The organism is Prevotella sp. P6B1, from assembly GCF_000702825.1.
Lineage (GTDB): Bacteria > Bacteroidota > Bacteroidia > Bacteroidales > Bacteroidaceae > Prevotella.
Genome location: NZ_JNKF01000011.1, coordinates 1 through 20,538, shown reverse-complemented (window position 1 = coordinate 20,538; position 20,538 = coordinate 1). Strand labels below are relative to the sequence as shown.

The following is a 20,538-nucleotide window of genomic DNA, read 5'->3' as shown; positions in this document are numbered from 1 at the left end:
GATTTATGAGCAAGACTGTCATAGAATTCAACAACGTAGGCAAGCAATATATTCTCGGCACCATCGGTACCGGCACATTAAGTCAGGACCTCAACCGTTGGTGGGCAAATATTCGTGGAAAAGAAGATCCGTATCTGAAGATTGGAGAAACGAATGACCGTACCCAAAAAGGCGACAGCCGTTTTGTGTGGGCATTACGCGATATCAACTTCAAAGTAGAACAAGGTGATGTGGTTGGCATTGTTGGTAAGAATGGTGCCGGAAAATCTACACTCCTCAAGATCTTATCACGAGTCACCTCTCCTACCACTGGCGATATTAAGATCAAAGGACGTATAGCCTCGCTACTTGAAGTTGGAACCGGCTTCCATCCAGAGATGACTGGTCGTGAGAATATCTTCATGAACGGTTCCATCATGGGTATGACCAAAGCAGAGATCAAAAGGAAATTCGACGAGATTGTCGACTTTGCAGGTGTCGCCAAATACGTAGACACACCAGTAAAACGATATTCATCAGGTATGATGGTGCGTTTAGGCTTTGCCATCGCCGCACACTTGGAACCTGAGATATTAGTCGTTGACGAAGTTCTTGCTGTTGGTGATGCAGAATTCCAGAAGAAAGCCATCGGCAAGATGCAAGATGTCAGCAAAGGCGAAGGCCGCACAGTACTTTTCGTAAGCCACAATATGGCAGCAGTCCGCAGCCTCTGCACACGTGGTGTCATGCTTAAAAACGGTACTATAGATTATATAGGCAGTATACCCGATACACTTGATCATTATTTAAAGGATGATGACGGAGATCACGATGAGTTAATTGTCAATAATATAAAATGGAAAAAGAACACTATCAAGATCAACAATATTGAAATTAACAATAGTAAAGAATCATATTCGTTAATAAAGAATGGTCAGGAGTATCTTGACATCCTTATTGAAGGTTCATCTGAGGAAGACATGGTCTACGACATCATGATGGTCTTGAAGAGCAAAGAAGGCATTCCTTTTGCGACCTATGCTAAAGGTCATTATATGGGGGACATTCAACACGCCTCAAAAGGTCATTTTACTATTCACAAGCAAGTCAAATTACCCGAGATACTGACAAAAGGTATTATCAACGTAGATCTTTATATTCACCATCCTATGGTAGAATATTATTTCAAAGCACCAAATTGCTGCGTTCTCGAATGCGAAGGATTCCAAAAAGGATTTGGAAGGACGATGAATCAAGATAGTTGCGGTTTCATGGGATTAGAAGACTCAAATTCCGCACCATTATGATTTTACTATTAACAGGTTGTATTAATCCAAACGGAATGACAATGACCGCTCTTTCTAATCAAGAAGAGCGTAAAAAACAATATGTAGAAGCTATTCATTTCTATCTCTCAAATACAAGTTTTCCAATCGTATTTTCAGAAAACTCCGGGACCGACATAAGCCTGCATTTTAAGAAAGAAATCAAATCAGGCCGCTTAGAATATTTGTCCTTTCCTGGTAATCAAAACAAAGAAAAAGGTAAAGGCTACGGAGAATGCGAAATAATACAATACGCATTGAACAATTCAAAGATTATACATTTTGCAAAAGACAAACGCATTGCAAAAATAACAGGCAGACTCATTATTAGAAATATCAAAAGTATAGTGCGGCTTCATAGTCTCCTATTCCCCAAAAATACCGTTTTCTGTGCAATCAATTCCGATTTGTCTTTCCCTGACAGTCGATTTGTCATTGCACCAGAATGTTTCTATCATACATTTTTAAAATCAAAAGAAATCATTGACGACATACAAGGATATTATTTTGAGCATGCACTACGCGACACAATAAGAAAAGAGAAACAAATTCCCTATTCCCCATTCCTTCTGATGCCGCAAATTGAAGGGATGTCAGGTTCTAACGGTGAAATATATAAAAAAGAAAAACTATCTATTTCTTTCGCCATCAAATATTTAAAATACACATATGCACAACGCCGCTGCTTCAACAGACAATATCGTTGAGGTATTATACTCCATCATTATAACTTATAACCAACAGACTTCCATATATAATACATTATCTGTCCAAAGATGTAAAAGTGACTCAACCCAGCCTTCCGCATAATGCGATATTCTTCACAGAACAACTTAGTATCCTTCCACAAATGTCTAGTGAAATTATAGACACGATAATCATATTTGGGCAATTCAAAAGGAATATGATTGTCTAAAAAGAATTTCTTCCAACCTGCATACACCTTCAGTTCATCCATTGAAGCTTGATAACCGACGCCACGACTTACGGAATTCTGACGAGTGGTTACACAATACAATTGTCGATCATCTACAATAATTGTTTTTGCATAATGCCCAACCAGATATGAATACCTAACATCATTTCTAATAATCGTTTCATCAAACGTTATATGATAATGCTCTATAAGTTTCCTCTTAACCATCTTACACCATGGCTCGGTAAATAGATATCGCAAAAGCATTTCTCCTTTTTGGGGATCTTGATGATAATCTTCAAAAAAATCATGCAGATGGTCAACTCTCTTACTTGGTTCATACGTTTCCGAATCTACACTATTAGCATTAAAATATACGATATCCGCATCATTACTTTGATATTCATTAAGGAAATCATTAAAACCGGGGTAGAAGAAATCATCAGAGTCTGCAAATAATATCCATTCCCCTTTTGCCATTGGTAGAGCACAGTTTCTTGCATGTCCAGCCCCATGAGATTGCTCATTCATTACTATAGTAAGTCCCACTCTATCATTACAAGGGAAATGATTGAAATCAACAACATCAGTATCACTATGGTCATCCACCACAATTATCTCCAAATCATCACGTATTGGAATTGACTTAACAAGTCTTTCTAACAATTTCGGTGTATTCTTGTGAGGAATAATAACTGTAAAATTTGTTTTCATATTTATGACCTTTTGATTTTATTCATAATTACTTTCCAAGCCGCATTTAACAACAGCGGAAGAACAATTCCTATTGTGCAATACAGAATCCACCAGTATGCATGAGACATACTGACATCCTTAATAACCGGATGTTCTGCAACATGAGAAACATTTAATCCGTATAATAGTACAATGCAAAAACTAACAAGTCTGAACGAAAGGAAATGAAGAGCAAGAATGTCAAGTGTATGATTACCTATATAGTACAATATACGTCTTACAATTTGCAATCGTCTCTCAATAGCACTTGATATATATATCGTAAATAGTGTACCAGATAGAGCAGAAATTGAAAAAGTCACCACTTTATTATAGCCACATCCCATCGATATACCATCTCTGAAATATAAATATGACAAGAACAGTATAAAGCAACAAAGTATTGCTCCATATTTATTATGCCAATAACTTTTATAACGCATTAACAGATATCCCGATATATAGAAGAATGCTCCTAATGTCCCCATTGAAATATCTCTCCAAAACTCTATTTCCGGAGCAATCCTTCTAATAACAACCGTTAATAAAAGAGATAGCAGGCATAGCAATTCATATTTTTTTCTTGGCACCTTCTTCAACAATATTGAAAACATAGCCATTAATACAGAAGTAATAAATAATGCACGAATAAACCAAAAACCTCCTAATAGTTCTTCATAGTCGTGCATGGTAAACATTATTAAATAGAGTTTCTGAAATACATCTGATAAAGTATAAAAAGAAGAACCACCCTCATAACCATAATAAGGATTATAAACTCCCACTAACATCAATAAATTATGAAGAAGCAAGAAGAAGACTGACCATTTCACAAAAGGAACATACAATCCTTTTATCCTCTTTTTCAAGAATTGAATTACAGCTTCCGAACCCGTCATTTCTTTGTAAAAAATGCCAGAACAAAAGAAGAATAGTGGCATATGGAAAAGATAGATAAACTTAAAAAGAAATTGAGGGCATCCAGAATGACCTATTACCATAAGAATGATACCTATAGCTTTTGCTATAGTTATACCATTATTATGATCTTTCTTTGCCATATTGCTTATCATCACATACCTCGTAGCGCCATTTATTTTGCAAAAATATAAAAAAATAACGAAACTATTTAATTATTTTCAAAAAAAATATCTTTGCAAAAAGATATCAGCGAAATTACGCATACAATCTGCTGAGCTAACTCGATTTATCAAATGAGTTAATTCATTTGATCGATTGAATTAATTCACGGTTTTAAAGCATGCTGATAGTGATTTTACTGCATAAGCTCAAAATATATATAATAATGACCAATATTTTCAAAAAAATAACTATCTTTGCAAAAAAAATATAGTCAAATGAGATATTCTGTTATCACGATCAATTACAACGACAGACTGGGATTGAAACAGACGATAGAAAGTGTTACATGCCAGACAAATAAAGACCTTGAGTTCATCGTCATTGATGGCGGGTCAACTGATGGTAGTGTGGATGTCATCAAAGAACATACGAACAGTATCAACTATTGGGTTTCAGAAAAGGACAAAGGTGTTTATAATGCTATGAACAAAGGTGTAACTCAGGCTCATGGTGATTATCTCATTTTCATGAATTCCGGCGATTGTTTCCATTCCCCGGATGTTTTGGACTCTTTCAAAGAATACAAAGAGGATATCATCTGCGGAAAGGTACTGAAGGGGAACGCCCCAAAGCCAAGTGGTCCCAGAAAATCAACAATCACATTAGTCGATCTGATAAGAGGTAGCCTACCCCATCAGGCTATGTTCATTAAAAGGGAACTTTTGATAGCTCATCCATACGATGAGAACTATAAGATCATGTCTGACTGGAAGTTTTGTCTCGAAACCATCATCTTCGGTAATTGTACCTTTAGGGCTTGCGACATCATCGTGGCCGACTATGACACCAGTGGCATCAGCACCAATTCAAACGGTCTGCTTCCTAAAGAAAGAAACATGATTCTTCAAGAAATGTTTCCACCACGAGTTATTACCGATTACGAGCGATTAGCCCCCGTTGATGACGAGCTTCTTGACCAGTCATTACTCCTGACCCAGACTGTTGTAGCCAGGAAATGGGCAAAGAGATTTTTGAACCTTATTTTGCGATTCACTCAAAAGAAGTAAAGAATATGGATGTCAGCGTCATTATACCTGTATATAATACTGAGAAATATTTAGCGGCCTGCATTGAAAGTATTCTATGTCAAGTCCATGTATCGTTTGAAATCATTCTCGTTGATGACGGATCTACAGATTCTTCGGCAAGCATCTGTGACCGTTATGCGCAAGAGTACAATAACATTACGGTATTTCACATACAAAACTCTGGACCTGCAACAGCCAAGAACGTTGGTCTTAAGCGAGCCAAAGGCAACTATATTGCCCTTACTGACAGCGACGACAAGATGGAGCCATTCATGCTCCATAAGATGGTTAGTGCTGGTTACGAACATGATGCAGACATCATCTGTTGCAACTATAAACAGATTGATGAACAGGGCCGTATATCGCATTTGAATAGTACCAACCAACAATATGTTCTTAATCACGAAGAAGGACTCATCCATTTCTTTTCGAAAGATAAGATCTATTCTCAGTGTTGGACTAAGCTTTACAAGCGCCAGATGCTCACTGACAACCATATCGAGAATGATTCTGGTCTGCGTACTGACGAGGACTTTATTTTTAATATCCGCGCTTTTATTCATGCAAAGACAACGGTTATCGTGGATGAGCCTCTTTATGAATATACACACCGTAGCAGTTCACTTGCTCACGCTTACTACAAAAAGAACATCAGTCAGTATATCGATAACAGAATACAGAGGGTACAAGTTACACAAGATGCTGTACAGAACGAGACTGATACGGTCAGAGAATGGAGTATCGTACATATCATCATGTACTACAATGAGCTTCTTGGGAAAGTTTCACAATACCCCAAGTATTATTCCGACAAACGTATCCATGATATTCTCCGTTTTATCAAAAAGAACAAAAGTACTCTCAATCAGCACTATCATTTATGCGGATTCAGTAAGGCTGGCAAGTATCTGATTACTTACCTTCCCAACTATCTCTATATGAGATATAGGAAATTAAAGAACTGAAGACACCATTTGAAGATATGTGTCGTACAATTGTTCTGTTACAACAGCTGTTGAATATTCGTTCAGTTGCCGTTGCATATTTTGTCGGGCCACACCAGCCTTTTCCATTTGCAATGCTTCTTTGACACACGGCCCCACATCACTCAGGTCATCAACAGAAAAAGCAGGATAATCCCAATGACGCAACAAAGGACCAACGTTTCCACAATCAGGACCAACAACCATTTTTCCAAAAAGCATCGGCATCAAAGCATTACCTGAATTTAGGATTTTTACACGCTGGATAAGAACCACATCTGCAGCCCCATAATAATACGGCAAATCACAATCCTTAACAGCGCGCCAAGTTCTACCTGTACAATAAATGCGATAAAAATGTTCATAAAACCATTTTTTTAAGCGCTTGTGAGGCATACGGAATCTGCGCCACCATACATTCATGAAACTTGGCGCAAGTATAACAACTTTTTTGTCGGCCAGCTGCCGACTCAGATTGAGAATCAACTGTTGTTCCTCTTTTGCCCGGAATGTGCCAAAACACAAAACATAAGTACGGTTCTCAGGCAGGTTCAAGAACTTTAATGACTCTTCTCTTGATGGGAATTGGTGATAAACTGTATCATAGAGATGATGCGGTATTAGAATATGCATAGCATCAGGATATCGTTTCTCAAAGAGTGCTTTACTATATTCACCAAGGTGGATTATCACATCACAATGGGCATATACAATCTGCATAGAACCACCTTGATCAGCAAATTGGTTATAATGCGGTTCCAAATCATGACATGTTGCAACTATCTTCACACCAGCTGCCTTCATATGCTCAATATGATGCAAAAGATCTGTCTCCGTATGAGTATCATTCCCCATAAAAGTCTGAGGCCAATGAAAATGAACAATATCATAAGAACATATATTGTCCTGCCAGAAAGGTTCCCTTCCCCACCCGATCTCACAGTCAGGATGAGACTTTTGTATTCCTTCAATCAGTGTATATATATATGGATTCCCCGCATGCCAAGGATCCTCATGTACCATAAAAACCTTCATCGGCTCAAAAACTTTTCAAACATTAAACACCAATTAGATACATATTTCTCCGAATCCCGCAGGTTTCCTCTTGGACCGACGTTTCGTCCGCCTTTCAAGAATTCACCATTGATACCATAACGTAATTTAGCATTTTGGGGAGACTCTGCGCAATGGATGATAACCGAGTTCTGATCGATTGTGACATCAGAAACAATATCCACCCCATCACGACGGACGACATTAAAGCCATAGTTATCGACTTTCTTAACCTGAGTGGTATCAAAACATAATGGTGGACAAGGCACATTGAAATCAATGCGGATATCATTACCCTCCACCTCATACGTCATCGGAACCAAACCCTTATTACGTTTTTGATTCCGAATAATACCTAAGGCTGACTTTGCAGCAAGCCTACCTATATTTTGCTGACCAACAGCATCAATGTGGAGCGATTCATTCACAAAATCATAAGGATAGGTAGGACCACTCACCCATACCAGCGAATCATCACGTATCAATTCCATCTGGGCAGTAGGCGCCTTAGGTTCTGTGGCATCATAATTATTAGCTTTGTAGCGAAGACCTTTGGTAATGGTAGAAGCCTGATAGCAGATGATGCGTATATCCTCTTTCTGATGCGTCACCTGTTTGATATCAGTATTCAGATCGTTATACATACGATGGAAATACTCCTTATAGTCGTAATCAGGATATTCCACAATGTCCGATTCACCCTGCATCCAGCAAACTGCAGGAACGATAAACTCCCATCCCCTATCCTGCGCCTTGTCGTATGCAGTCGCAATCTCCCTGATAAACTTATTATATGGTTCTACAGGTTTCATCAACTGCTGGATTGTATTCATACCATGACCTCCAGGAAAGATACATATAACCGTGTCTTCACCCAGTTGCAGAGCCAGTTCTTCTGCCATACTATAAACAGAGAGTTCAAAAGCCTTCTTATCGTAATGAAGTACACGTTTCAACCATTGTTTAAACTGGCTGCTGTGATCGAAATAGCCAAAGGTATAGTCCAACTTCTCAGTTACGATTCTTCCATTATATTTTATTCTAAGTGAATCAAAATTAGTTATTCTAGTTGCTTCTTCTCCTAAAGCATAGCTCTGACCATACACAGGAATACAAACCACGACCTTATGGCCATAGTTTTTCGAGCATGCCTTATCAATGAAATAATAAGAAAGCCCTAAGACACCTATCAGATATACAATCCAAAATAATCTTTTCATTGAGATCAACTGTCACGATATGACTTCAAAACTTTGCAAATATAGTCATTTTTAATCATAAGTCCAAACAATTTACAAAAAAAATCGTGTGAGGCAATATTCCTCACACGATTCCTATTATCAATTTAGAAAATATTACTTTGTATAAACCTTCCCGTTTACAGGCTGGGTATACCAATTTGTTTCGACTACAGTTTTATCCAGATTTGGATTTTTATTATACCACTCATTAAATTTCTTATAGGCATCCTTGATACAAACCTTCTCAAGCGGATACTTAAAGTCGTATGGCAACATGATGCCGTGAGGATCCTCGCCTCTCTTCGACAACTTCACTTCCATACCAGTAGTCTTGTCGTAGAGATATGGCTGAGTAGCCTCATCCAGGAAACTGAATGATTCACTGACTTCCTTCGTCACTACGATGGGCTCTATATAATCAGCTGAACTCTCCGTATTAATAAACTGACTCGTACTCTTACCGAAGAGAGAGTGAATCTCTGTATTATCGTTGATAACACCTGCTTTGATATTCTTCACAAACAGTTTATCATTTGCACCGCATGCCACAATAGCATATTGTACATGAGTATTGTCCAGACGCTTTGCCTTAATAACGACATCATTCATATCGTAATCGCCTAACTGTCTGTCCTCGAAGCAATAGGTATAAGTATTATACTCAAACTCTATTACTGTCTCAGGATCGGTAACACTACCTTCAACCTCCATAAGGATATCATTGTAGTCACTATCAGTACCCGACTCCCAGCAGAGAAGGATTCTGTCTTCCATTTTGAACCATGTGGCACGAGGCTGACCTTCTTTAAGACCAGAACTTTCAAAATTATAATTCTTATCGCTATTAATCTTTGTATTCAAACGACCATCAAAATACAGTTCGCCCTGCTTTCTTGGCTTTTTCTCCTTTACACCATTCACAGTCTTTTCTTCAGCATAATCGGTCTTGGCACGCACCATAAATCCAATCTTATAACCAGCAGGGAACTGGAATGTACCCTGTTTTCCTACCTCAGGAGCACCATCGCCAAAATAGAGACATGCATAAGCAGAACGCTTTTCGAGCACGTCATCCTCTTCATCGCCGAAATGCTTGTTAAACGGAATCAGTTTATATTTTGGCAGATTCTGTAAGAAAGCTACTTTATTTGCAGCTGCATTCAAATCAGCCTCCTTAAAATAATAATAGTACAAATCTGAATTATACACCTCATTACCATAAACTTTGGCACGGTCACACTTGTAAATCGGGCAAACTACAATTGGCTTATTCTCACCCGTTGTCGTACGATAAGCATTGTCATCACTATAACCAGTAGCAAGTACCTTACTATAATTCTTATGACTTCTGCCATTGGGGAAGTAGGCGAAAATCAAATCTCGCAGTCTCTCTGCATAACCATCCGTATAAGCAGGAGCATCCATTTTCAAACCTGCATAATTATCGATAGAATACAATCTCTCATCGGTAACACCATCAACCAAATAGCCCTCACGCTGTGCAGCATAAGACGATTCATTTGAGGCAATCTTGAACTCACCTGTTGGGAATTGGAACACATCAACGGCACGAGTCTGCGCAGGCTGACTTAATGCAACCGAGTTTCCTTCTATCTTTTCATAATAACAACCTTTATCTGTATAGAAAGCAGCATACAAGCCTTCAATCTTACCAGGAGCATCATAATTGATACTCAATGAAGACTGACCGTTGGTTGCTGTTTCATTCAGAATGGTCATTGAGTTGAATGAATCACCATCTTCATCAGTCTGAGCAACCAAAGCCATAATAGCGACCTTCTTCACAGCAGAGTTTGCACTGACATTAACAGAGCCTTTTTTAGTTGTAATCCAATCCTGCTCAGTAGAATATGAAGCACCAAAAATCTTTTTAAAGTTTGCTTGGATATCTTCATCCGTTACTCCCTGTGTTGGTTTAGTCCCTGTATTGGGATCTTGCTCAGGAACATCAAAGCCCTTGGCGCAGCTGGATAATATAATACCCACGACTGCAATAGAAACAAATTTTTTCATACGCGTCAAAATTAAATCGATTCTTATTGTTTTGTGCTGCAAAGATACGCATTTTTTAGTCAAATACGAAAAAATCTCCTATTAATCTTCTACCTTTAACATTTATTACAATAGTCAGTTATTAAGATTATTCATGCTATTTCGACCTACAAACGCATCATGAGCAACATACAACTACAATAGTTCATAAGAAAAATATAGGTGATAAATATGAATTTCAGCGCTTTTTTGATGATATAATTTGGACTTAAGGAAAAAAATACCTAAATTTGCACGCACGAATAATAAAACCAGTAATAAATGAAGAAAGGCTATTTAATTAAGATTAGTATTGCATTTGCATTATGCAGCATGAGCCAAGTGTCTTGTATAAAAATGCCCGAAGGGAATATTAAATCAGAAGTCGAGATCCCTAAAGGTGCAGTTGATTACTTTAAGAATACCATGAACTTCGGTTTTGAAGCCAGTGAAATTGAGATGTCCTTCAGTGCCAACTTGAAGTGGTCGATGAATATTGCAAGTACCCAAAATGGAACACGGTGGCTCACCATCAGTCCAACCGAAGGTAGTTCTGGTAGTAAAAAGGTCAAGTTTACAGTCACTGACAACCCTACATACGAAGACCGTAGTGTGATTGTCCAGTTCGTTTGTGGCGATACCATCCGCAACATCAGAGTAACCCAAAAGCGCCTTGAAGCCATCACGTTAACCACCGACGTCTTTAAGGTAGCAAATGATGGCGCTATCATCAATGTAGAGGTAAACCACTCCAAGGATTACACTTATACAATCCCAGAAAACTATAAAGACTGGATACATCCGAGGGAAAATGGCACGCGTGGTTTATTAGACCAGTCTATCTTATCCTTTTCCATCGACCCCAGTGAAGAATACGATAAGCGCGAAGGTAAGATATACTTTCATGCCGGAAATGAGGAAGAAGTGGTGACTATCTACCAGGCTGGTGAAGGCAAGTTAGTATTGTCGGAAAATGAACTCAATCTCACTGGAGCTGAACAGGACTTTACTGTTGACATCAGCAGTAACTTTGATTTCAGCATACAGATGCCCGATGTAGAATGGCTGAAGGAAGATATAAGTGCAACACGTGGCATGTCGTCGCACCAACTGAAATTCAAGGTTACCCAAAATGATGATTACAATGAGCGCACAGCTAAGATTAAATTCTTCGACAACAACAGCACTGTGTATGATGAAGTTGTAGTTAACCAGCACTCATTAGGCCCCATCATCACCTTAAACACTTCTGAATATACCGTTGATAGCCAAAAGCAGGATCTTGATATTGAGGTGAAGAGTAATTTCGATTATAACATCGACTTCCAAGGCGCTTCATGGGTCAAGCAGCGTTCCAATAAATCACGTGGTGTAACAAGCAGACTACTCAGCCTGTCGATTGATGAGAATAAGACCTACGATGCCCGAACAGCCAATATCAAGTTATATGATAAAAATAGCAATGCATCCGAAATAGTGACGATTACTCAAGAAGCCAAGAAGGGAATCGAAATACCTACCAAGGAATTCAAGATCGACGAACTTGGCGGTACGATTACGCTTACCGTCAATGCAAACACAGACTACCAGTTGACCATTCCCGACGAGTATAAGGACTGGATCCAAGAGGTTGCCACAACCCGTGGACTTGCCTCTCATGAGCATCAGCTAACCATTGCACCACTTGGCGAGGGCACTGATAGAGAAGGTTCTGTCACCATCTCTAATGATAAGCTGGATTATAGTGCTTCTGTTACCATTAAGCAGAACAACACCTTCTACTTCGAGACCAACAACATTGAAGTACTGATTGGTAAAGAGAAGAAAGTGACCGTGAAGAACCTGACCAAACAGGATATTCAATGGAGTACGGACAAACCTGCCATTGCTACAGTCAACAACGGCACCGTAAAGGGTATCAGCAAAGGAAATGCAACGATTACTGTCAAGACAGCCGATGGCAAGCATGTCGCTAAGTGCAAGGTAAAGGTATGTGAGATAACAGACATGGTGAGCGTAAAAAGTGGAGGAACCGCCATCTTTGACGGCAATCTGGTCAAGCAGGGCAGCAGGCTTACATGGAAATTCACCAATAATAGTCCTGTAACAGTCAAGTTAAAGAGACTACAGCTTTTTGGCAGTGCCGACGGTGAGATTGGTAACGAGTCAACGATCAAAGAGGAGGAACAAGAGGTTACTGCTGGTAATTATCGTATTTTAGGAACGACATTAGAACCTGGATCAAGTTTTCACCTGCCAGTCAAATGTATTATCACCTTTGTATATAATAATACAGAATATACAAAGGAGGCCATTTACGAGAAGCCCAACATCTAACAAACAGAACATAAAAAAATCATGGAGACTGGTTGGTCTCCATGATTTTTTTGTTGCTTACTTTACCATGAACTTCTTTCCGTTCACGATGTAAACACCCGATGGCAGTCCTTTCAGTGTGGTTACTTTCGACTTCACCTTACGTCCCTGCATATCGTAAACGTCGAATGGTGTACCTTCTGAAATGACGATACCATTGATAGCTGTTGTTCCAATTGGCAGGATGTTCTGGAAGTCACCCCAAACAGGTGCGTTTCTATACTTTTCCACACAACCGGCAGGAACATAGAGTACACAGGTACTCTTGTCAACACCTTCGAATACAGAGCTACCTACAGTTCTTGTCAGCATGTCACGAGCTGCAGCCGATGACAAGTCGAGAGGTACTGTCCAGTAAACCGTTATCGACTTCAGGTTTGTACATCCTGCGAAGGCCGACTCACCGATAGACTCAATCGTACTCGGGATAGTGATATCGGTCAATTCTGTATTGTCTTCGAATGTGCTTGCAGCAATCTTCGTTACCGTGTAGTCCTCACCATTCATTTCCACCTTTTCAGGTATTTCGAATTCACCTTTCACGTCAGAACCATCAACGATAGCCATGGTATGCTCAGTATCTTCACCGTCAGGTGTCGTATCGACATAGTCAGCGATGTTACCATCATCCGTTTCATCCGAGATAGACGCTACAATACCGAGGATTGTCGTAAACTCACCCCAAGCCGTATCATTCTTATAGGTGGTCACTACATCCTTTGGAACATTAATGGTAATGTCTGGCGATGGGAACGCATCGCTACCGATAACAGCAGGCGTCAGACTCTTACAGGTAACAGATACCAGATGTGTACATCCATCAAAGGCTTCATCACCAATCAGCTTCAGCGTTGATGGGAACTCAACCTTCTCTAAGTTACTACAATTCTGGAAAGCCTTAGCACCAATATTCTCAATATTTTCTGAGATAGTCAGTTCCTCAATAATCGTCTTACCTTTAAATACCGACTCTGCAATCGCTGTTACAGTATATTCACCCTTACCGATCTTGAATGTTCCACTGACTGTCAGGCTCTTGCCAACACTGCCAGCCTTAGTCAAGATGGCCTTCTTGTCGCCTGTAGAGTAGATATAAGTCCAGCCATCGATGGTCTGTTCCTTCTTTTCTCCTACATAGATATTCAGGAAGTTCCAGCCCTTCGCACGATATGCCTCCGCCTTAGCCGATGGGATAAACAGTATGGGCGTGTTAATGGCGAATACATTCTTGTTCAGGATATCAATAGGATTCTCAATCTTACTCTGTATCCATACCAGCTTGCTGCAAGCGCTGAATACATCAGCATCAATGGTCTCTACCCCAGCAGGAATAACCAGACTGGTGATAGCGGTCTTGCCCGCAAAGGCCGACTTACCAATAATGGCAACAGTATAAGCGTCGCTACCTAGTGCAACCGAAGCAGGAATCACCACATCATTCGACGAAGCAGCGTACTTTCTCAGGATAGCCTTCTTCTGATTATCTATCTTGAAGCAGTCGTAAGTCACGTCAGCCACTGTGCAGACGTCAACCAATTCACCCTCTGCCACGTATGCGAAGTTGTTCCAGCCACTCTTATTATAATTAGCTTTCTTACCCTTCGGTACAAATAATGTAGCAGTTTGTGGGAACCTATCAGCGTCATTAGCAACAGGATTCTCGATGCTGCTCGACACATGTGTGATGTTATTACAGCCATCGAAGGCCTTTGCATCAATAGAGCTCAGCTTAGCAGGCAGCCATACCATCTTCAGGTTACTGCAACCCTGGAAAGCATTGGCACCGATGGTGGTGATATTTTCGGCAATCTTGAGCTTCGTCATCTTAGCCTTATTGGGGTTATTCTTGAATGCCGACTCTGCGATTGTCGTCACAATATAGGTTTCACCATCAATCTTAACCGTACCATCGATAGTCACCTCAGCCGTATTAACCGAAGATCCTGTCAAGGTAGCCGTACCAACGCCTACTAAGTAATCGTAAGTCATACCACCCACAGTTCCAGTCTTCTTTTCACCCTGAGCCCAGTTATTTCGACCGAAATAATTCCACTTATTCCGATACTCAGCCAGTGTCAAGCCATCCTTATCATAAGGCACATATACCGTTGCTGTACTATAGATGGACTCTGGGAATACATTCTTATTAAAGGCAAACAAGTCTTCCTTCTTCACCCTACTGGTGATAACAGTCAGCTTCGAGCACTGATCGAAGGCCTTCTCCTCAATCATTCTCAAGCTTTCGGGGAATATAATCTTCTCCAGCTTCTTACTGTTCTTGAATGCATTCTGGCAGATGGTACGCATTTGATAGACCGTGGTATCACCTTCCAACAATATTGTTGCAGGAATCTCAATGATGGCTTCATTCCCAGCCTTTGTCAGGATGGCAACTTTCTCATCTTCACCAACAGTCAGACAGTCGAATGCCAAGCCATTTTGTGTTGTAGCACCTTCGAAGTATCCCTCTCTTCTTACAGGGAATAGCTTCCAAACATCATTCTGCTCATAACGGCTTAATGCACCATCAGGCACATACAGTGTCGCTGTATAAGCAGAGAACACATTCTTATTAATCGGTAGTGGCGTATCGCCTGTACTACAGATATAAGCGATGGCATTACATCCATCGAAGGCCTTCTCACCAATATTCTTCAGGGTAGCAGGCAGCCATATCTGATTCAGGTTGCTACAGCCTTGGAAGGCATTTGCAGCGATAGCGGTTACCTTACACTCCAAGTCCTTGGCATCCTTGTCCTCACCTATCTTAATAGTAATAGCTCCAGGTATGGTCAAATCATTACCCAACTGGTCAGCCGAGCCTTTAATCAAGACAGCTGTTTGATCGCCAGTTGCACAGATAAACGACATACCATCTTGTTCAGCTTTCACTCTCTCGCCAACAAAGATCTGTGCGAACTTCCATTCAGTATCCACGTACTTTGCACGATCGGGTACATATAAGATAGCGTCAGGCAACGACAGTGCAATACTGTTGATGATTTCAGTAGAATCAATTTTGCTGACTACCTCTGCCAGATTGGTGCAGCCTTCGAATGCTGTAGGATCAATAGCCGTCAGTGTTGCCGGCAGTTCTACCAACTTCACCTCAGTGTTACCACTGAAGGCTTTACTTGCGATAGCAACTACATGGTAATACGTCAGAGTTTCATCCTCTCCCATCGCGATTGAATCTGGGATAAGAATCTCTCCATCCTCCCAGGCCTTTGCGAGTGCCGTTGTATCTGTTGCATCTACCAAGATAGCCTCTTGGACTTCTGTCAGGCAAGCGAAACGCAAACCTTGCCATTCCAGTTCAACTCTACTTCCCGCATAGATATGGGCACACTCCCATCCGGCCTGCTCGTACAAGTCCTGAGTATTTTCAGGAACGTAAACAGTCGCATTCGGCAGAGAGAGTTTATTGTTTTGGATAAAATCATTATCCCTATTATGGCTCACAACTTCTGCAATGTTGTCACAACCATCAAAGGCTTTCTCGCCAATCGACTTCAACGTAGATGGCAGTTCCAGTTTTCTCAGGTTAGTACAGCCCTTGAAGGCATTGGCACCGATGGTCGTGACATTCTCAGCAATAACCACACTCTTGATGTCAGTTTTTTCTACGAAGACATCCCTTTCGATGGCAACCACATCACACCGGTTCCCATCCAGAGTAATAGTACTTGGGATATTGATGTCACCACCTGTAAGTTCTGTGTCAACTCCAATCAGGATAGCCTTATTGTCCCCTGTAGAATAAGCATAATATAAACCATTAGCATTACCTAATTTTCTATCACCTTTTACTTTATGTGAGAAAGTCCATCCATCATATTTAGATAGATTACTATCTTCAGGAACAAACAATATTGCCTGAGCGACGGATTGCGTTGAACCACTAACCACCTCGTCGTTCTCAACCTTACTGATAACGGCAGTCAGATTGCTACAACCATCGAAGATATTATCACCGATTGTTGTCAGAGATGCTGGCAATTCCATCTGTGTAAGAGCTCTACAGTTCTGGAATGCTTTTTCTTTAATTTCATTGATGCCATTAGGAAGAACCAACTTCTCCAGATTCGTATTACCAGCAAAGGCCCTTGCACCAATAGACGTCAGCGTTTGCGGAAGTGCAATCTGCTTCAGAGCGCTACAGCCGTTAAAGGCATCGTCACCGATAGTCTTCAGCTTGTCCGATAGCGTCAGGACTGACAGATTTCTATTTCCGCTAAAGGCACCATCACCTATCGTCGTCAGATTTGATGGCAACTTAAATTCCTTCAATCCGCTATTCTTAAACGCATTCTTCTCTATCTTCACAATGCTTTCGGGCAATTCTCTCCAATCCTCCAGATTTAGTCCCTTGCCACTGAATGCCGACTCACCAATGATAGTTACCTTATACTGCGCCTTATCAAACGTGATATAGTTCGGAATCGGCTCACTGGTGTTCGATGCTAATAATACAGCAGTTCTATCATTATTCTTCTGCTTCAGATAGATATAGGTCTTGTCATTATTTGGCGTTGTCTCACCCATATAATAACCATCATATACTCTGGCGAAATCTCCCCAACCAGTTACACCCTTAACCGATGTACCAGTAGGAACAAACAGGAAGGCACTATACTGTGAGAACACATCCTTATTGATAGTGAGTGTAGTCTCAGTACATACTCGTGTCAATTTACAACCGTTGAAAGCCTTGCTGCCAATCGTTTTAAGCGATGCCGGCAACCATATCTTCTGCAGATTTTCACAATTCTGGAAAGCATTGGCTCCAATCGTCTCCAACTTAGATGGCAACTTGAGCTCTGACAGATTAGTACAGTCCTTAAATGCTCCGGCTGCGATTGTCTTGATACCATCTGATATATATAAGGTATCAACAGCAGCTCTATCAAAATGAGTATCTGATGTCAGAGCAATCTCAGTTACACTATAACTATCCTCATCTGCTTCATCCAGTTTGAAAGTGTTAGGAATAATGAGCTTGTTCGGGTTTTTACTTGGAGAAATAATCTCAATCACTTTTGCAATAGTCTTCTGAACCGTGTGATAGCGGAATCTCAGACTATAGCCGTAATCCTTAATTACCTCTTCCCATTTGCCTTCCTCATATTTACCAAATTTGTACCAAGCGCCATATTGTTCTTCATTCTGAGTCTTATAAACTTCAATGCTCTTTGCCGGAATATTCACCTGAGCAGCTATATAGGTTTGGGCATCGAATACATTCTCTGAAATCTTGAACAGATCCTTTCCTTCAATATCAGAAACAATCTCTTTGATAGCACCACATCCAGCAAAGGCATTATCACCTATGCCGATCAGACTTGAAGGCAACTCCAAATTAGCCAAGTTTTTACAATTCTGGAACGCATTCTTTCCGATTGAGAGAACTGTATACGTCTCATCCTGGTCTGTGACAGTTTCTTTTATCAGCGCCTCAGTAATGCTTGTAGCTGCTTTCGTGAGGATGGCCGAATGCGTGTAAGTCTCAGGCTGCCCCTCTACTCGCTCATTCTTCACTTTATAGCAAGCGAAAGTCATATCACCTGGAATATCTGTCTCATACTCTCCCTCAACAATGTTTGCGATTTTGCTTATCCAACCACCTGTATAGTTCATCTTCTCCCCTACTGGAACAAACAGCGTGGCTGTATTGTTAACTTTGAGTGAGAAAACATTCTCGTTAACAGGCAATGGAGAAGCGACATCGCTACAAATATGAGTAATGTTCGTACAACCAGTGAATGCCTTTTCACCAATAGATGTCAACGATGCAGGAAGCCATACTTTCTGCAAAGCGCTTAAGCCTTCGAATGCATTTTCATTAATCGTTTTAACACCATTCTGAAGTTTCAACTTCTTAATCTTCGATTTATCAACATTCTTGAAGACGTTGCTACCAATCGCCTCTATGGTGTAAGGCTTGCTATTATAATATACCTGATCGGGAATCACGAATAGGCCTTCCTCATCAACCTTGAGTTCTGTAACATTAGTCAACGTGGCTGTATATTCACCTGTCAGGAAATCGAAAGTCAACGTATTATATTCACCTTCCGCAGGAGCATTCTTTCTTTCTCCCTGAATGTAGCAATCCGCATAAGCTGACCAACCAGTCTGATTCTGATACTTCTCCTTTGTACCTTCTGGAATAAATATCTCGATCTTCGTGTCAAAAGAAGCTGGAAATACATTCTCCTTCAGTTCTGGCAGCATATCATTTACTACAATTAGGTCACTATGAATAGTCTTTATTTTCTTACTATTGACAAATGCACCCGTACCAATTTCGGTAAGCGTCTTTGGCAACCATAGTTCTTCCAGTTCTGTACAACTACTGAATGCATCTTCTTTAATGAATTCAACTAAGTCAGGAATAATCAGTTTGGTGATTTTCTTATTTTCAGCACTATAAGCACTACTAAAGGCATCCTTAGCAATAGTCGTCACATTCTTACCATCGACATGGTCATCGATTTCTACAGTAGTTTTTAAAACTTCAGCCTTAATCAGTGTTGCATAATGCTCATCTTCTGCATATTCATAAGTCAAACCATTATCCGGATTCTTTATCTCTTTTCGCAGGCCCTTATGCATCTTGAAGCGAGTCCAGTTATGCGGATAATCAAATTCATATTTATCATAAACAGAATATGGCACATAAAGAGCCATTGACATTTCAGGAAACGCATTATCTCCGATAAACATCTGGGCAGGATCAGAGACTTTGCATGAAATATTTGTCAAACTTGTACAGCTTGCAAAGGCTTCCTTACCAATCGATTCAACATACTCTGGAATAGTGATATTCTTCAGGTTGCTGCTACTGCTGAAGGCGGACTTGTCGATCTCTGTCACAGCGTAGCTCACATCATCCAAGGTTACAGATGAAGGAATAACAACATCCTCACTACTGGTCTTTGACTTCGTCAGAATGGCGCTTCGAGTCTTATCCTCACCTGCTCCGTTCTCGATGCAGATAAAGGTCATATCCTTGTATTCCGAAGTTGACGGAGTGAACTCATTTACGAAATGGCCCTCATATACCTTGGCAAAGTACTGCCAGCCCGTCTTGCCTTCATAATCACCACGCTTGCCCGCAGGAACAAACAGCAACGCACTGCTGTTCTCTGGAACAAACTCACTCGATGTACTTGGAAGCGTCATAGCATCGATACTTACATGGGTCAGCTTGCTGCAGCCGTCGAAGGCCTGCTTGCCGATCTCAGTCAGGTTAGCAGGAAGCCATACCTTCTTCAGACTACTACAGCTCTGGAAAGCACTCGTGCCGATAGTCTCAACACCTGATGGCAGATGAAGCTCCTCCAACTTAGATAAACCACTGAAAGCACTCGCGCCAATTGTAGAGAGTTTCGAATTTGAAGAGAATGTAACTGTCTGAAGACCACTAAGACCCTGGAATGCATTGTCACCGATACTGGTAATGGCATCAGAAAGTACAAGCTTCTCAATCTTTGACTTATCTCCATTATCCTTGAATACATTCTCGCCTACGGCGGTCACGGTATACTCACCATTATCGATTGTTATCTTCTCTGGAATTGATATCGTCTTGTCATCTGGAACGGGAGCGTTGACCTTAATCAGGGTCGCTGTACCGTAACCTGTCAGGTACTCAAATACCATCGACGGATATTTTTCATCTGAGCCGTTCAGCTTTTCTCCGGT

11 protein-coding genes are annotated in these 20,538 nt (G+C 40.6%); 5 read left to right on the top strand and 6 right to left on the bottom strand.

Annotation, left to right across the window (positions count from 1 at the left end; all coding sequences use genetic code 11):
* The first annotated feature begins 5 nt into the window (after positions 1–5).
* The gene (locus T495_RS0104060; RefSeq protein ID WP_033147738.1) at positions 6–1,286 is read left to right on the top strand and encodes an ABC transporter ATP-binding protein; all 1,281 of its coding nucleotides are present in this window, start codon (positions 6–8) and stop codon (positions 1,284–1,286) included.
* Entirely contained in the window at positions 1,283–2,011 is a 729-nt protein-coding gene (locus T495_RS0104055; RefSeq protein ID WP_155950113.1) for a hypothetical protein, read from the top strand. Before T495_RS0104060 ends, T495_RS0104055 begins: the two co-directional genes overlap by 4 nt.
* Positions 2,012–2,028: 17 nt before the next feature.
* On the opposite strand, the gene T495_RS0104050 is transcribed toward T495_RS0104055, so the two are convergent.
* Together T495_RS0104050 and T495_RS0104045 are read right to left on the bottom strand one after the other, a co-directional pair.
* On the bottom strand, positions 2,029–2,934 hold the full coding sequence (locus T495_RS0104050; protein WP_051651845.1) for a glycosyltransferase family A protein: 906 nt from the start codon (positions 2,932–2,934) through the stop codon (positions 2,029–2,031).
* Positions 2,935–2,936: 2 nt separating this feature from the next.
* Positions 2,937–4,016, bottom strand: coding sequence for an acyltransferase family protein (locus tag T495_RS0104045; protein ID WP_197020341.1), 1,080 nt, complete (start codon positions 4,014–4,016; stop codon positions 2,937–2,939).
* Between the two features lie 297 nt (positions 4,017–4,313).
* Here T495_RS0104045 and T495_RS0104040 point away from each other — a divergent pair, with 297 nt between their 5' ends.
* Entirely contained in the window at positions 4,314–5,105 is a 792-nt protein-coding gene (locus T495_RS0104040) for a glycosyltransferase family 2 protein (protein WP_033147736.1), read from the top strand.
* Between the two features lie 5 nt (positions 5,106–5,110).
* A complete protein-coding gene (locus tag T495_RS0104035) occupies positions 5,111–6,091 on the top strand; it encodes a glycosyltransferase (RefSeq protein ID WP_028903904.1) in 981 nt (326 codons plus the stop codon).
* On the opposite strand, the gene T495_RS0104030 is transcribed toward T495_RS0104035, so the two are convergent.
* The 3 genes from T495_RS0104030 to T495_RS0104020 all read right to left on the bottom strand — a co-directional run bounded on the left by T495_RS0104030 (position 6,080) and on the right by T495_RS0104020 (position 10,437).
* Positions 6,080–7,144 carry a hypothetical protein gene (locus tag T495_RS0104030; RefSeq protein WP_033147735.1) on the bottom strand — a complete coding sequence of 355 codons (1,065 nt, stop codon included), beginning with the start codon at positions 7,142–7,144 and terminating at the stop codon, positions 6,080–6,082. The genes T495_RS0104035 and T495_RS0104030 overlap by 12 nt on opposite strands.
* On the bottom strand, positions 7,141–8,382 hold the full coding sequence (locus tag T495_RS0104025; protein WP_081832013.1) for a sialate O-acetylesterase: 1,242 nt from the start codon (positions 8,380–8,382) through the stop codon (positions 7,141–7,143). Before T495_RS0104025 ends, T495_RS0104030 begins: the two co-directional genes overlap by 4 nt.
* 135 nt (positions 8,383–8,517) lie before the next feature.
* Positions 8,518–10,437: a DUF4842 domain-containing protein gene (locus T495_RS0104020; RefSeq protein ID WP_155993434.1), complete on the bottom strand. Its 1,920-nt coding sequence runs from the start codon at positions 10,435–10,437 to the stop codon at positions 8,518–8,520.
* Positions 10,438–10,812: 375 nt separating this feature from the next.
* Here T495_RS0104020 and T495_RS0104015 point away from each other — a divergent pair, with 375 nt between their 5' ends.
* On the top strand, positions 10,813–12,792 hold the full coding sequence (locus T495_RS0104015; protein WP_033147732.1) for a BACON domain-containing protein: 1,980 nt from the start codon (positions 10,813–10,815) through the stop codon (positions 12,790–12,792).
* 57 nt (positions 12,793–12,849) lie between these two features.
* Here T495_RS0104015 and T495_RS0104010 read toward each other — a convergent pair whose 3' ends face one another.
* On the bottom strand, positions 12,850–20,496 hold the full coding sequence (locus T495_RS0104010; protein WP_231495049.1) for a leucine-rich repeat domain-containing protein: 7,647 nt from the start codon (positions 20,494–20,496) through the stop codon (positions 12,850–12,852).
* Between the last annotated feature and the right edge of the window lie 42 nt (positions 20,497–20,538).

Bases quoted from the DNA above. Each gene is read 5' to 3' on its own strand.
- T495_RS0104060 (WP_033147738.1), top strand. From the start codon at position 6: ATGAGCAAGACTGTCATAGAATTCAACAACGTAGGCAAGCAATATATT.
- T495_RS0104055 (WP_155950113.1), top strand. From the start codon at position 1,283: ATGATTTTACTATTAACAGGTTGTATTAATCCAAACGGAATGACAATG.
- T495_RS0104050 (WP_051651845.1), bottom strand. From the start codon at position 2,934: ATGAAAACAAATTTTACAGTTATTATTCCTCACAAGAATACACCGAAA.
- T495_RS0104045 (WP_197020341.1), bottom strand. From the start codon at position 4,016: ATGGCAAAGAAAGATCATAATAATGGTATAACTATAGCAAAAGCTATA.
- T495_RS0104040 (WP_033147736.1), top strand. From the start codon at position 4,314: ATGAGATATTCTGTTATCACGATCAATTACAACGACAGACTGGGATTG.
- T495_RS0104035 (WP_028903904.1), top strand. From the start codon at position 5,111: ATGGATGTCAGCGTCATTATACCTGTATATAATACTGAGAAATATTTA.
- T495_RS0104030 (WP_033147735.1), bottom strand. From the start codon at position 7,144: ATGAAGGTTTTTATGGTACATGAGGATCCTTGGCATGCGGGGAATCCA.
- T495_RS0104025 (WP_081832013.1), bottom strand. From the start codon at position 8,382: ATGAAAAGATTATTTTGGATTGTATATCTGATAGGTGTCTTAGGGCTT.
- T495_RS0104020 (WP_155993434.1), bottom strand. From the start codon at position 10,437: ATGAAAAAATTTGTTTCTATTGCAGTCGTGGGTATTATATTATCCAGC.
- T495_RS0104015 (WP_033147732.1), top strand. From the start codon at position 10,813: ATGCCCGAAGGGAATATTAAATCAGAAGTCGAGATCCCTAAAGGTGCA.
- T495_RS0104010 (WP_231495049.1), bottom strand. From the start codon at position 20,496: ATGGTATTTGAGTACCTGACAGGTTACGGTACAGCGACCCTGATTAAG.